At 73.0% G+C, this 12,762-nt stretch carries 14 protein-coding genes; 7 read left to right on the top strand and 7 right to left on the bottom strand.

Features of this window, described 5'->3' with window-relative positions; genetic code table 11:
* Positions 1-2: 2 nt before the first annotated feature.
* The 5 genes from ACX9MN_RS15850 (at position 3) to ACX9MN_RS15830 (ending at position 4,042) form a co-directional block, all read left to right on the top strand.
* Entirely contained in the window at positions 3-1,229 is a 1,227-nt protein-coding gene (locus ACX9MN_RS15850; RefSeq protein ID WP_489724887.1) for a geranylgeranyl diphosphate reductase, read from the top strand.
* Entirely contained in the window at positions 1,226-1,723 is a 498-nt protein-coding gene (locus ACX9MN_RS15845) for a TspO/MBR family protein (protein WP_020095242.1), read from the top strand. The genes ACX9MN_RS15850 and ACX9MN_RS15845 overlap by 4 nt, the downstream gene beginning before the upstream one ends.
* A complete protein-coding gene (locus ACX9MN_RS15840) occupies positions 1,723-2,106 on the top strand; it encodes a hypothetical protein (RefSeq protein WP_489724886.1) in 384 nt (127 codons plus the stop codon). Before ACX9MN_RS15845 ends, ACX9MN_RS15840 begins: the two co-directional genes overlap by 1 nt.
* A 21-nt stretch (positions 2,107-2,127) precedes the next feature.
* Positions 2,128-3,744, top strand: a complete 1,617-nt coding sequence (locus ACX9MN_RS15835) for a cytochrome c (protein WP_482961134.1) — start codon at positions 2,128-2,130, stop codon at positions 3,742-3,744.
* 124 nt (positions 3,745-3,868) lie between these two features.
* Entirely contained in the window at positions 3,869-4,042 is a 174-nt protein-coding gene (locus tag ACX9MN_RS15830) for a YqaE/Pmp3 family membrane protein (RefSeq protein WP_012318839.1), read from the top strand.
* A gap of 4 nt (positions 4,043-4,046) precedes the next feature.
* Here ACX9MN_RS15830 and ACX9MN_RS15825 read toward each other — a convergent pair whose 3' ends face one another.
* On the bottom strand, positions 4,047-5,564 hold the full coding sequence (locus ACX9MN_RS15825) for a L,D-transpeptidase family protein (RefSeq protein ID WP_489724885.1): 1,518 nt from the start codon (positions 5,562-5,564) through the stop codon (positions 4,047-4,049).
* 441 nt (positions 5,565-6,005) lie between these two features.
* Between ACX9MN_RS15825 and ACX9MN_RS15820 the strand changes: the two genes are divergently transcribed.
* Positions 6,006-6,257, top strand: a complete 252-nt coding sequence (locus ACX9MN_RS15820) for a CCDC90 family protein (protein WP_020095238.1) — start codon at positions 6,006-6,008, stop codon at positions 6,255-6,257.
* 57 nt (positions 6,258-6,314) lie between these two features.
* Here ACX9MN_RS15820 and ACX9MN_RS15815 read toward each other — a convergent pair whose 3' ends face one another.
* From ACX9MN_RS15815 to ACX9MN_RS15795, 5 genes are all read right to left on the bottom strand, one after another.
* Positions 6,315-7,046, bottom strand: a complete 732-nt coding sequence (locus tag ACX9MN_RS15815; protein WP_489724884.1) for a DUF1796 family putative cysteine peptidase — start codon at positions 7,044-7,046, stop codon at positions 6,315-6,317.
* Positions 7,043-8,005 carry an acetyl-CoA carboxylase carboxyltransferase subunit alpha gene (locus tag ACX9MN_RS15810; protein ID WP_020095236.1) on the bottom strand — a complete coding sequence of 321 codons (963 nt, stop codon included), beginning with the start codon at positions 8,003-8,005 and terminating at the stop codon, positions 7,043-7,045. The genes ACX9MN_RS15815 and ACX9MN_RS15810 overlap by 4 nt, the downstream gene beginning before the upstream one ends.
* Positions 8,006-8,142: 137 nt before the next feature.
* The gene (locus tag ACX9MN_RS15805; RefSeq protein WP_489724883.1) at positions 8,143-9,351 is read right to left on the bottom strand and encodes a DUF2252 family protein; all 1,209 of its coding nucleotides are present in this window, start codon (positions 9,349-9,351) and stop codon (positions 8,143-8,145) included.
* A 130-nt stretch (positions 9,352-9,481) separates the two neighbouring features.
* Complete coding sequence (locus tag ACX9MN_RS15800) at positions 9,482-10,855, bottom strand: PleD family two-component system response regulator (RefSeq protein WP_091682506.1); 1,374 nt, start codon at positions 10,853-10,855, stop codon at positions 9,482-9,484.
* A 170-nt stretch (positions 10,856-11,025) separates the two neighbouring features.
* Positions 11,026-11,397, bottom strand: a complete 372-nt coding sequence (locus tag ACX9MN_RS15795) for a response regulator (protein ID WP_007560977.1) — start codon at positions 11,395-11,397, stop codon at positions 11,026-11,028.
* 74 nt (positions 11,398-11,471) lie between these two features.
* Here ACX9MN_RS15795 and ACX9MN_RS15790 point away from each other — a divergent pair, with 74 nt between their 5' ends.
* Positions 11,472-11,774, top strand: coding sequence for a DUF3572 domain-containing protein (locus tag ACX9MN_RS15790; protein WP_307188484.1), 303 nt, complete (start codon positions 11,472-11,474; stop codon positions 11,772-11,774).
* 9 nt (positions 11,775-11,783) lie between these two features.
* Here the strand turns inward: ACX9MN_RS15790 and ACX9MN_RS15785 are convergent, their stop codons facing one another.
* Positions 11,784-12,683, bottom strand: a complete 900-nt coding sequence (locus ACX9MN_RS15785) for a cell envelope integrity EipB family protein (protein WP_489724882.1) — start codon at positions 12,681-12,683, stop codon at positions 11,784-11,786.
* Positions 12,684-12,762 lie beyond the last annotated feature (79 nt).

Here is a 12,762-nt window from a genome sequence, read left to right as displayed (position 1 = left end):
CCATGGCCCGGTTGGACGATGGCGGCCCCGGCCGCGACAGCTACGACGTCGTCGTGGTCGGCGGCGGGCCGGCCGGCGCCACGGCGGCGACCGACCTCGCCCGGGCCGGCCACGCGGTGCTGCTCCTCGACAAGCCCGGCCGGATCAAGCCCTGCGGCGGCGCGATCCCGCCCCGGCTGATCCGGGACTTCGCGATCCCGGACGCGCTCCTGGTGGCGAAGATCCGGTCCGCCCGGATGGTGGCGCCGAGCGGCAAGGCCGTCGACATGCCGGTGGGCGAGGGCTTCGTCGGCATGGTCGACCGCGAGCACTTCGACCCGTGGCTGCGCGAGCGGGCCGCGGCGGCCGGCGCCGACCTGCGCGCGGCGGCCTACGACCGGATCACCCGGCCCGACGACGGGCCGCCGCTGGTCCACTTCACCACCGGCGCGGGGGCCGGCCTCGCCCGCCACGCCGTCCGGGCCCGCCTCGTCCTCGGCGCCGACGGCGCCTGCTCGCCGGTCGGCCGCGCGGAGGTGCCGGGCCACGCCAGGATGCGGCAGGTCTTCGCCTATCACGAGATCCTGCGGGTCCCGGAGGCCGGCGCCCCCGGGGCCGGGTCTGTCGACGCCACCCGCTGCGACGTCTACTACCAGGGCCGCCACTCGCCGGACTTCTACAGCTGGATCTTCCCCCACGGGGACACGCTGAGCATCGGCACCGGCAGCGCGCGGAAGGGGTTCTCGCTGCGCTCCTCGATCCGGGCCCTGCGCGCCGCCACCGGCCTCGACCACGCCGAGACCGTCCGCCGCGAGGGGGCGCCGCTGCCGCTGAAGCCCCTGAAGCGCTGGGACAACGGCCGGGACGTGCTGCTCGCGGGCGACGCCGCGGGCGTCGTCGCGCCGGCCTCCGGCGAGGGGATCTACTACGCGATGCTCGGCGGCCGGCTGTCGGCCGAGGCCGCGGCCGCCTTCCTGCGGACCGGGGACGCGCGCGCCCTCGCGGGCGCGCGGAGACGGTTCATGAAGCTGCACGGCCGCGTGTTCTGGATCCTCGGGATGATGCAGTGGGTCTGGTACCGCAGCGACGGCCTGCGCGAGCGCTTCGTCTCGATCTGCCGGGACAAGGACGTCCAGCAGCTCACCTGGGACAGCTACATGAACAAGGAGCTGGTCCGCGCGAAGCCGGCCGCCCACGCGCGGATCTTCTTCAAGGACCTCGCGCACCTGTTCCGCTGGGTCTCGCCGTGAGCCTCGCCGCCGCCGATCTGGGACCGCCCGCGGTGGCGGCGGTCGCCGCCGTGCTGGTGGCCGTGGCCGGCGGCCTCGCGACCACGACGGACACGTGGTACCGGCGCCTGCGGGTCCCGGCCTGGAAGCCGCCGGACTGGGCCTTCGGCCCGGTCTGGGCGGTGATCTTCGCGCTCACCACCACGGCCGGCGTGCTGGCCTGGAACGGCGACGCCGACCCCGTCGCCCGGGGCGTCCTGCTGGCCGCCTACGCGGTGAACGGGGTGCTCAACATCGCCTGGAGCGTGCTGTTCTTCCGGTTCCGCCGGCCCGACTGGGCGCTGGCCGAGGTCGCGGTCCTGTGGCTGTCCATCGCCGTGCTGGTGCTGGTGACCGGCCGGGTCTCGGGCGCGGCGGGGCTCATGAACCTGCCCTACCTCGCCTGGGTCAGCGTCGCCGCCTGCCTGAACCTGCGGATCGTCCGCCTCAACGGGCCGTTCGCGGAGCCCGCCTGATGGGGGCGCTCCTCGACCCGGTCCTCGGCCCGGTCCTCGGCCCCGCCTTCGCGTCGGGCCGGATCGTCGACGGGATCCTGCTGCTCGTCGCCCTGGAGGCGCTCGCCCTCGCGTGGCTCGCCCGCCGGGGCGGCCCGCCGCTGCCGTCCCTGCTGGCCAACCTCGCCTCCGGCGCCGCCCTGATGCTGGCCCTGCGGGCGGCGCTCGTGGGGGCCGGCTGGGTCGCGGTCGCCGGGTGGATGCTCGCCGGGCTACTCGCCCATCTCGCCGACCTCGGCCTGCGGGTCCGGGCGGCCACGGCACAACGCCGCAGCGCGGCGCCGGCCGGAACAACGTCCGCGACGGCCGCGTTCACGCGCGTCACAAGTTTCAAACAGCTCTAAAATCGGGATGGGAGACGCGGCATGCAGCGCACGAGAGCCCTCTCCTCCGGCCGCGCGGCCCCGACGCGGCTGGCCCCGATGCGGGCCGCCCCCTTCCTCGCGGGCCTGCTCCTGGCCGCGCCGGCGCTGGCGCAGGACGGCTCGGCCGACCAGATCGAGCGCGGCAAGTACCTCGTGACGATGGGCGACTGCGCGGCCTGCCACACGGCGCCGGGCGGCAAGTACCTCGCCGGCAACTACGCGCTGAACATGCCCTTCGGCGTGATCATGACCCCCAACCTCACCCCCGACAAGGAGACGGGCCTCGGCAACTGGAGCTACGCCGACTTCGACCAGGCGTTCCGGCACGGCTACAGCAAGAACGTCGGCTACCTGTACCCGGCCTTCCCGTTCGCGTGGTTCACCAAGGTCACCGACGAGGACACCAAGGCGATCTGGGCCTATCTCCAGTCGGTCCCGGCCGTGAACGAGAAGCGGAAGGAGAGCCAGATCCCGTTCCCGTTCAGCGTCCGCACGGCGCTGGTGACGTGGCGGACGGCCTTCTTCACCGAGGAGCGCTTCAAGCCCGACCCGAAGGCCAGCGCCGAGGTGAACCGCGGCGGCTACCTCGTGGAGGGGCTCGGCCACTGCGCCATGTGCCACAACGAGAACAAGCTCGTCGGCAACTCGAGCTTCGCGGGCCGGTTCGGCGGCGGCGTGATCGACGGCTGGTACGCCCCCAACATCACCCCGGACGGCCACCAGGGCATCGGCGCCTGGACCGACGAGCAGGTGGTGACCTACCTCAAGACCGGCACCGCCCCGGGCGACCGGCCGGGCGTCGCCGCCGGGCCGATGCGCCAGACCATCATGGAATCCCTCTCCAAGGTGAAGGAGGAGGACCTGAAGGCCATGGTGGCGTACCTGCGCACCGTGCCGGCCAAGCAGACCTACAAGCCGAAGGACCTCACGGCCTTCGACACGCCCGACGCGCCCGGCGCCTCCACCTACCTGACCTACTGCTCCTCCTGCCACCAGCCCGACGGCAAGGGCATCGAGGGCGCGGTCCCGGCGCTCGCCGGCAACACCTCGGTCCAGTCCGAGGGCCCCGAGACGGTGCTGCGGGTGATCTACGGCGGGCTCGGCGCCCAGAGCGGGCTCGCCCCGATGGTGGCGATCGGCCAGCAGATGACCGACGTCGAGGTGAGGAACGTCACCGACTACATCCGCAATTCCTGGGGCAACAAGGCGCCGGTCGTGACCGGCGAGAAGGCCTCGGAGGCGCGCGCCGCCACCAAGACCATGCTGGCCGGCACGGCGCCCTGCGCGGAGATCGAGCAGGACAAGCTGAAGGCCGCCTTCGACAAGATCGGGCTGCAGGCGAGCCTGAAGGGCCTGAAGCAGCAGGACTTCGTCCCGACCCTCGCCCGGCTGGTGCAGCAGGTGAAGGCGGAGCCGACCGGGGTCACCGACGACGACATCGTCAACGGCCTGACCACGGCCTTCTGCAAGGTCGGCCGCGACGACCCGCAATACGGCAACCCGAGCTGGCCCGCGGTGATCGGCACCTTCGCGAACGTCGCCTACAGCCAGGTGAAGCACCCGGAGAAGCAGGCCGCCAACGTCCCCTCCGCCACCACGCCGCCGGCGAAGAACTGAGGCGCCGCCCCGCGGCCCCGGCCTGCCGGGGTCTTCGGGGCCGGTTCAGGGTCAGTTCGGGCGGAACGGATAAAACCGTGTTTCGTTGGAGCCGGGACGTGCCGACCTCACGCCCGGAGTCCCCGTGTCCAGCCTCGTCCGCATCCTGCTCGCGATCTTCTTCCCGCCGATCGCCGTGCTCGTCACCACGGGCTTCGGCCTTCAGTTCCTGCTGAACATCCTGCTGTGGATCCTGGGCTGGCTGCCCGGCACGGTCCACGCCCTGTGGCTGATGAACCGCGACCGGCCGCTGGTCTGAGCCGTCAGGGCTTCCGGCCCTCGGGCTCGCCCTTCCGGAGGGCGGGCTTCTCCGCCTTCGCGTCGGCCTTCGACTCACCCTTGCCCTCGACCTTCGCGGTCTTCACCGCGTGGGCCCTGGCGGCCTTCGGCGCGACCGTCTCGGCGGCGTGGGCGACCTTCGCCGGCTCCGGCGCCGCCGCGGGCACGACCGCGGCGGCGACCGCCGGGGCCGCGGGCGCCGCCGGGGCCGGCTTGTCCTTGGCGAAGAGCTGGCCGAACAGCTTCTGGTAGCTGCTCGGATCGCCGTCCGCGTCCGCCACCGCGATGCGGGCGGGCTTGTCGGGCAGGGCCGCCGTGGTCTCGACCTGCGCGCCGGGATCGGCGCGGTTCGCCATGAGCGTCGTGGGCGTCGTGGGCGCCGCTGGCTCCCGCCCGTGCCCCTTGCCGCCGGCCTTCGCGGCGCGGGTCGCGGCCGCTGGCTCGGCGCCGGCCAGCATCGTGGGCTGGCCCTTCGGCGCGAGCTCGATCTCCTGCGGGCCGGCCGCCAGGGTCTCGGGTCGGCTCACGTCGCCGAGATTGTGACGGCCGTACTCCTTGGCGTCGTAGGGCAGGACCGTCTCGGTGCCGCCGAGGCTCGCGAAGGCGCTGGCGTTCTGCGGGCGGAAGACCGGGTTCTGGCCGCCGTCCTGGTAGACGACCCGCACCGCCGGCGTGCCCTTGGCGACGAGGTCGGCGACCGCGTGCGTGTCGCGCGCGCTCTTCTCCGCGACCAGCGGGTCGACACGGGGCTTGCACGAGCCGGCGGCCGCGTCGGCCCCGCCGAACACGTACTTGGTCCCGCACTGGCCGATCTTCGGCTCCTCGTGCAGGGCCTCGAAATAGTCGGACCCCTCCTTGAGGTTCTGCCAGAAGGCGATGTTCGGGTCGTTGCGGAACTTGGCCATGTTCTCGGCCGTCATCCGGAACGGGTAGGATTGGAACTGGAAGCTGCGCTGGCCGCCGATGAACGCGTCGCGGGCGACGGCGTAGATCTCCGCGATGGTGGCGTCGGTCATGGCGAAGCAGCCCGCCGACGAGCAGGTGCCGTGCACCATCAGGTACTTGCCGGTGCGCCCGTTGGCCCGGTCGACGGCGTTCGGGAAGCCCGTGTCGAACGAGAGGTAGTACGACGAGTTCGGGTTCATCAGGCCCGGGGTGATCGTGTAGAAGCCCTCGGGCGCCTGCCGGTCGCCCTCGCGGGTCTTCGGCCCGAGCTGGCCGGACCAGCGGCAGATCGGGTAGGTCTTCAGGAGGGCGTAGCGGCCGTCGCTTCCCCGCTTCCAGATCTCCATCTCCGCCTCCTTCTTGAAGGTGCGGATCAGGATCGGGTCGGAGGGCTGCATCCCCTTGGACTGCATCAACGCGACGGTCTGGGGGGCGATCGGCGCGAGGCTGCGCGCGCTCGGGCCGTTGATCCCGGAACCGTCCTGGCAGGCGGCGAGCGACAGGGCCAGCAGGGACGCCGCCGCCAGCAGTCGCGCGGTCGCGAGACGCGCCGTCATGGGGAACCTCGATCGTCTTACGCGCGCCCGCGGGCCTTGCTGGCCGCGTCGGGTGCCACTCCCCAACCCAATAGGCTCGTTAAGCTTGCGCCTTCCTTACCGCAAGGACCCGGCTGCAACACTGGATTGTTCTCCGGTGTGGAGAGCCGGCGGATGCGCGCTATCCACAGCGCGCCGCGTCGGGGTCGCGGGACGGCGCCGTTGGAGCCGCAGGGCCGCGCGGCGATCCATGCTGTGCTCGTGCGCGGTCCCGCCCGCGGTCCGGCCTGCCGGCCCGGTGCGCGGACCGGTGGACTCCCTGGCGGAGCGGACGCGTGCGACCGCGCCGGGCGCCCAACTTTGAGCTGCTTGCCTCGGCGGGATGAAGGCGCCACGTTCGCGGAGGCTGCCATCCGGATCCGGCCGATCGACCCGGACGGCTCGAACACGCGAACGTCGCCCATGACGGCCCTCTCGCTCGACACGCACGCCCTCGTCCGTCGCCTGCGGGCGACCGGCCTGTCCGAGGATCAGGCCGAGGCGATCACCGCGGCGATCCGCGAGAGTCGGGATTCCGATCTGACGAACCTCGTCACCAAGACCGATCTGGCCGAAGCGAAGTTCGACATCATGAAATGGGTGATCGGCTCGATCGGCTTCCAGACGATCGTCATCGTCGGCGCGATCGTTGCCCTGTCGCGCGCCGCGCATTGACGGCCGCCCCGGGAGCCGACCGGCCGCCGCCCCGCAACGTCGCCCCCGGGCGCCCGCTCAGGCGAACAGGTCCGGCCGCCGCGCCGCCTCGGCGCGGATGATCGCCACCAGCGCCGCGTCGTCGGCCGGGTCGGCGAGCCGCAGGCCGACCGGCTCCGAGGGCGTCTGCACGGTGAGCCAGCGCAGGGTGGGCCGGAGGTCGAGCGCCTCGACCACCGCCATGCGCGGGTGCCCGGTCTCGAGCTGCACGAAGGTCAGGTGGTTGCGGCTGGCGCGCTGCCCGAGCAGGTCGTCGATCGCCTCGACCACGTCGCGGGGCGTGTGCAGATGGGTCATCATCCAGAGGCGGTTGTCGGTGCCCTGCGTGTCGAGGGCCCGGCGCAGCCGGCGCACGCCCTCGGTGAGGAAGGCGTAGTCCGCCTCGCTCGTCGCCGGGTCGTGGTGGTTGAACACGCACTCGAGGCCGTGCCGCTCCCGGTAGAGGCGGTGGCGCCCCCGCCAGATGCCGGGGCCGCGCCGCTCGGCCTCCGGGATGCTCTCCAGCTGGCCCCGGTCGACGAGCGCGGCGAAGTCGTCGGCGAGGCAGTCCCGGGCCATGCCGGGCATGGAGAAGATCCAGTCGAGGGGCCCCGACCACTGGCGCAGGTCGAGCGTCTTGAGGACGTGCGCCATCTGGCAATTGCAGCCCAGGGAGGCGTGGTTGTGCCGGCCCGGCTCCCGCGCGTCGCGCCGGCCGAGCAGCCGGCCGAGCGCGCCGAACAGGCCCCCCGTCGCCCCGGGCTCGCTCACAGGGTCCGGCCGATCGCCAGGAACTTCTCGGCGCGCCGGTCGCGGACCTCGACGGGCGAGAGGCCGTCGAACTGCGCGAGGGCGTCGGCGATGGCGTCGCCCGCGGCCCGGATCGCCGCCTCGCGGTCGCGGTGCGCCCCGCCGGTGGCCTCCGGGATGATCGCGTCGATGACGCCGAGCCGCAGCAGGTCCTGGGCGGTGATCTTCATGGCGGTCGCGGCGTCCGACGCGCGGCCCTGGTCGCGCCACAGGATCGAGGCGGCGCCCTCCGGCGAGATCACCCCGTAGATCGCGTGCTCCAGCATCAGCACCCGGTTGGCGGTGGCGAGCGCGATCGCGCCGCCCGAGCCGCCCTCCCCGATCACCACGGCGACGTTGGGCACGCCGAGCGCGAGGCAGGCCTCGGTCGAGCGGGCGATGGCCTCGGCCTGGCCGCGCTCCTCCGCCTCGATGCCCGGATAGGCGCCGGCGGTGTCCACGAAGGCGAGGACCGGCAGACCGAACCGGTCGGCGGTCTCCATGAGCCGGACCGCCTTGCGGTAGCCCTCGGGCCGGGCCATCCCGAAATTGTGGCGCAGCCGCGCCTCGGTCGTGGCGCCCTTCTCCTGGCCGAGCACCAGGACCGGCCGGCCGCGGAACCGGCCGAACCCGCCCAGGATCGCCTCGTCCTCGCCGAAGCTGCGGTCGCCGGCCAGCGGGGTGAACTCGGTGATGAGCCCGTCGCGGTAGTCCACGAAGTGCGGCCGCTGCGGGTGGCGGGCCACCTGGGTCTTCTGCCAGGGGGTCAGATTCGCGTAGATCTCGGCGAGCGCCTGGCCGGCCTTGGCCTCGAGCCGGCCGACCTCCTCGGCGATGGAGACCGCGCCGTCGCGCGCGCTCACGGCGCGCAGCTCCTCGAGCTTGGCCTCCAGCTCGGCCACCGGCTTCTCGAAGTCGAGGTAGGTGCGCGTCACCGCCATCGTATCACAGGTCTTCCCGGGGTCCGCCGCGCGAGAGGCGGCGGGCGGGAGGTGTTGGCGATGGCGGGGATGGTGTCAACCGGCGGCGTGGCGGAAGCGCCCCGGGTCCGGGTCGGTCCGGGCCGCGTCAGGCCGCGTCAGGCCGCGTCCAGCGCCTCCCGGGCGATCCGGCGGCAATGCTCCAGGTAGCCGCGCTGGTGCGCGCCCATCAGGTCGGTGACCACCGACCAGAGCCAGCCGGGAGCGTCGGGGCCCGGGCCCGGCGCCCGCACGGCGTCGATCCAGGCCCGGCGGTCGGCCGCGCCCATCTGGCGGCCGTGGGCGCGGCCCAGGATGGCGGCGAGGTGCCGGGAGACGCGGACCGCCTCGCCGCGGGAGAACTGCTCGGCGTCGATCTTGAGATCCTGCGGCAGCAGCTCGCGGACCGTGACGGGCGTGCCGCCGATGTGGCCGGCGACCATCCGGTCGCCGAGGTTGGGCGACAGCGCCCGCGCCCCCGCGACGACGCGTTCGGCGTGGTCGGGCGGCACCGCGATCCCGGCGGCGGCCGGCGCGAGGTGCGGCACCGCCTCCTTGACGTCGAGGAGGGCGAGGTTCGGGCGGTCGCCGCCCAGCACCTCCACCAGGGCGGCGTAGCGCAGGCGCCCGAGGGAGCTGCAGCCCTTGATCCAGTAGGCGGCGTCGAGCAGCCGGATTTCGGCGTCGTCGGCCGCGCTGCCGAGCGCCAGGACGAGGCGGCGGATCTCCGGGTCGCGGATCAGCGCCGTCAGCGCGTCCTGCTCGTCGGCGTCGAGGTCGAAGAACCGGCTGCCCCGCGGGAGCCGGGCGGCCTTGCCCTTCAGGCGCTCGCGCGAGAGGTGGCGCCAGCGCCGGCCGAGCGCCCGCCGCTTCGTCGTGACGACGATCTCGGACGGGTCGACGCCCCGCTCGGCCCCCTCGGGATCGGCGATCCCGTCGGCGTAGCCGTCCGCCATGGCGTCCATCATCCGGGCGGTGACGATGCCCGGCAGGGTCGCGTTGAGCGCCGCGGTGACCAGGGAGAGCGCGAGCCGGACGAGGTCGAAGGCCGGGTTCGCCACCACGGTCTGGTCGAGGTCGCGGATCTGGATGTCGATCCCGCCGTCCGGGCCGGCGAGCGCGCCGAGATTGCCGAGATGCGCGTCGCCGCAGATCCAGACGGGCGGCCCCTCGGGCAGGGTGCCGGCCGGCATCCCGGCGAGCAGCTCGTAGAACCGCGCCGTGCTGCCGCGGACGTAGGCGTGCGGCGAGGACGCGATCTTGCACAGGCGGCGGTGGTTCAGCACGCTCGCGTCGCGGCCGGATCGTGCCGGTACCTGCATGTCCATGGGTTCGGTCCCGCGCGCCGCTCCGCCGGCCTCGACGGGCCGGCCGAATCCGATAACACGGCGAGGCCGGCCTTTTCATCCGCGCGCGCGGGCGCGCGGATTGACGCGGGGACGCCTGTCAGGCCGCCGGTCAGGCCGCCTGCGACTCGACCCGGTTCCGGCCCGCCGCCTTGGCCCGGTAGAGGGCGAGGTCGGCCCGGCGGAGCATGTCGGCGGGGCCGAGATCCTCGCCGCGGCGCACGGCGACGCCGATCGAGACCGTCACCGACACGGTCCGGGTCGCCCCCTGCACGGTGAACGGCACCGCCTCGACGCGCTCGCGGATGCGCTCGGCGATGCCCTGCGCCTCGACGAGGCCTGCCTCCGGCAGGATCACCACCACCTCCTCGCCGCCGTAGCGCGCCACGATGTCGATCGGCCGCGTGTGCTGGCGGACCCGCTCGGCGAAGCCGCGCAGCACCTCGTCGCCGGCCTCGTGGCCGAAGCTGTCGTTGATCCCCTTGAAGTGGTCGATGTCGAGGATCAGCGCGGCGAGGCTCGCCCGGCGGGCGGCCTCGTCGCCGAACAGGGTGCCGAGGTGGCTGTCGAGGTAGCGCCGGTTGTGCAGGCCGGTGAGCGCGTCGGTCACGGCCATCTGCAGGGAGGCCTGCATCGCCCCCCGGAGCGCGTCGGTGAAGCGCTTGCGCTTCACCTGGGTGCGGACCCGGGCCATCAGCTCGTTGCGGTCGACCGGCCGCATCAGGAAGTCGTGCACGCCGAAATCGAGGCCGCGGACCACCCGGGCGCGGTCGTACTCCTCGGCGAGCATGATCAGCGGCATCGCCCGGGTCCGGTCGAGGGACCGGAGCTGGCTGCACAGGCGCAGGCCGTCGAAGCCGGTGAGGTCGAGGCTCACGAGGGCGAGGTCGAAGGACTCCTCGGCGGCGAGGCGCAGGGCCTCCTGCGGGTCGGGCTCGACCGTGACCACGTGGTGCTGGCGCAGGGCCCCGGCGAGGCGCTCGGCCGAGCCGGGCCGGTCCTCGATCAGCAGGATCCGGGCGTCGAGGCCGGTCTCGGCGGTGGCGAGCGCCAGGGGATCGCCGATCCCGAACTCCCGGGAGGCGAGCGCGCGCTGTCGCAGCTCGTCCGTCACGGCCTTGAGCCGCACGAGGCTGCGCACCCGGGTGAACAGAGCGGTGTCGTCCACCGGCTTGGTCAGGAAGTCGTCGGCCCCGGCGTCGAGGCCGCGCAGGCGGTCCGCGGGCTGGTCGAGGGCCGTGACCATCACCACCGGGATGTGGGCCGTGAGCGGGTTGTTCTTGAGGTGCCGGCAGACCTCGAACCCGTCCATGCCGGGCATCATCACGTCGAGCAGGACGAGGTCGCAGAGGCCCTTCTCGCAGATCGCGATCGCGTCCCGGCCGTTCATGGCCGCGAGCGTGTCGAAATATTCCAGGCCGAGCTTCGTCTCCAGAAGCCTGACGTTCGGGAACAGATCGTCGACGATCAGGACACGGGCCGACATGGTTCCTCGTGCGGGCGCGGGTGAGCGGCCCGGACCGGGCGCCGTGTGCCGTGGGGGCGCGCCGCCGGTCGGCCGCCGGGGCCGGGGCGGACACGACGGGACGGACGGTTGAACCGGTCACCCGGCCCGGCGCGGCCGGGGGTCCGGTTCAACGGCACGCCTCGCCGGCGTCAACGCGGTTCAAGATAGGCCCGAACCGTTGCCAAAAACTTCGCGACCGAGATCGGCTTCGACAGGTAGGCCTCGCAGCCGCCCTCGCGGATCCGCTCCTCGTCGCCCTTCATGGCGAAAGCCGTGATGGCGATCACCGGGATGCTCTTGAGGTCGTCGTCCTCCTTGAGCCACTTCGTCACCTCGAGGCCGGAGACCTCGGGGAGCTGGATGTCCATGAGGATCAGGTCGGGGTGATGGGCGCGCGCCAGCTCGATCGCCTCGATGCCGTGGGCGGTCTTGAGCGTCGCGTAGCCGTTCGCCTCCAGGAGATCGTTGAACAGCTTCATGTTCAACTCGTTGTCCTCGACGATCAGCACCGTCTTCTTCATGATCCGTTGTCCCGGTGCGCGCCGATCATGATTAGCGGGCCGTGAAGCCCCTCCGTCACCTTTGTAGCGTTCACATGTTGATGAATGGCAAACCTCTTCAAGGGCATGAGTCGGCCGAACGGCTCGCCCTGGACGTTCTGTTGTGGATCGCTGGGGACGACGACCGTCTCCTGCCCTTCCTGGCGGCGAGCGGCCTGAGCCCCGACACGCTTCGCGCGAGCGCCCGGGAGCCGGCCTTCCTGGTCGGCGTCCTCGACCATGTCATGGGCGACGAGAACGTGCTCGTCGCCTGCGCGAACGGCCTCGGGATCAAGCCGGAGCGGATCGCCGCGGCCTGGCAGGCGCTCTCGCCGCGGCCGGACGACGCGTGGGCGTGAGGCGGGGCCTCAGGGCGTGCAGCCCTTGCCCGCCTCCCTGTCGGCCTGCCCCGCCTTGGCGTCGATGTCGAGGGCGGTCATGTCGCCCAGGATGGCGAAGTCGCCGTAATCGAGCTTGAGCGCGCCGCTGACGCCGTTCTCGTAGAGGTCGAAGCCGAGGGTGTAGATCGGCGTCCGCTCCCCGGCGCCCTCGGTGTAGTAGCTGAGGCGGACCGGCCAGCGCGGCATGGTGGCCAGCGACCCGTCGCGCAGGGGCTTGTCGCGGGTCGAGCCGGAGGCCGGGGCCGGGCCGGTCGCGGCGTGGCCGATCACCGCGAAGGTGTCGTAGACCTTCCGGCCGTCGTCCGAGCCGTCGAAGACCTTGACCGCGAGGGTCGACTGGCCGGCTCGCGCCGCCTCGATCAGGCGGCGCATGTGCTCGCTCGGGAACAGGACCGGCCCCTCCACGGTGAACGGCTTGGGGCCGCCCTTCAGCTTCACCGTCAGGGCGTCGCCCAGCTCGGAGGCGGTCCCGTCCACGGGGGCGGCGGGCTTGTTGTTGGTGAGCGTCGTCGTCTTGAACCGGAACTCGCGCCCCTGCCCGCCCTCGAAGGTGGTGCTGCGCATGTCGGACAGGCGCGCGCCGGTCTCGCCGGAGGACAGCTCCGTCACCTGGCGGGTCTGCATCGTGTAGCCGCGGCAGGCGTCGCCCCGGAAGTCGATGACGATGCGCCCGCGGGCGCTCTCCACCGAGCGGGTGCCGCCGCCCTCGGCCAGCGACAGGTCGTAGACCGCGCGGTGGTTGGCGAGCACGATTCCGGGCGCTGGCGGCTTGGCCTCCGGTTCGGGCGCGGCGGGCGGGGCCGCGCGGGCGGGCCCGGCGCAGACGAGAAGACCGGCCGTCAGCAGTGGGAAGAGGCGCAGGCGCATGGACAACCCCGGTTCGGTCCGCCGCAGATAGCAGGCTCAGGGAATCGGGCAATGCTTGGGCCGCCCCCGAACCGCCGGG

It is taken from the genome of Methylobacterium sp. 1A (genome assembly GCF_058072805.1).
Note: the sequence above shows the minus strand (reverse complement) of the source record. Positions and strands in the feature narration are given on the sequence as shown.

Bases quoted from the DNA above. Each gene is read 5' to 3' on its own strand.
- ACX9MN_RS15825 (WP_489724885.1), bottom strand. From the start codon at position 5,564: ATGACGGCGCGTCTCGCGACCGCGCGACTGCTGGCGGCGGCGTCCCTG.
- ACX9MN_RS15820 (WP_020095238.1), top strand. From the start codon at position 6,006: ATGACGGCCCTCTCGCTCGACACGCACGCCCTCGTCCGTCGCCTGCGG.
- ACX9MN_RS15850 (WP_489724887.1), top strand. From the start codon at position 3: ATGGCCCGGTTGGACGATGGCGGCCCCGGCCGCGACAGCTACGACGTC.
- ACX9MN_RS15795 (WP_007560977.1), bottom strand. From the start codon at position 11,397: ATGAAGAAGACGGTGCTGATCGTCGAGGACAACGAGTTGAACATGAAG.
- ACX9MN_RS15840 (WP_489724886.1), top strand. From the start codon at position 1,723: ATGGGGGCGCTCCTCGACCCGGTCCTCGGCCCGGTCCTCGGCCCCGCC.
- ACX9MN_RS15785 (WP_489724882.1), bottom strand. From the start codon at position 12,683: ATGCGCCTGCGCCTCTTCCCACTGCTGACGGCCGGTCTTCTCGTCTGC.
- ACX9MN_RS15810 (WP_020095236.1), bottom strand. From the start codon at position 8,005: ATGGCGGTGACGCGCACCTACCTCGACTTCGAGAAGCCGGTGGCCGAG.
- ACX9MN_RS15805 (WP_489724883.1), bottom strand. From the start codon at position 9,351: ATGGACATGCAGGTACCGGCACGATCCGGCCGCGACGCGAGCGTGCTG.
- ACX9MN_RS15800 (WP_091682506.1), bottom strand. From the start codon at position 10,855: ATGTCGGCCCGTGTCCTGATCGTCGACGATCTGTTCCCGAACGTCAGG.
- ACX9MN_RS15835 (WP_482961134.1), top strand. From the start codon at position 2,128: ATGCAGCGCACGAGAGCCCTCTCCTCCGGCCGCGCGGCCCCGACGCGG.
- ACX9MN_RS15790 (WP_307188484.1), top strand. From the start codon at position 11,472: ATGTTGATGAATGGCAAACCTCTTCAAGGGCATGAGTCGGCCGAACGG.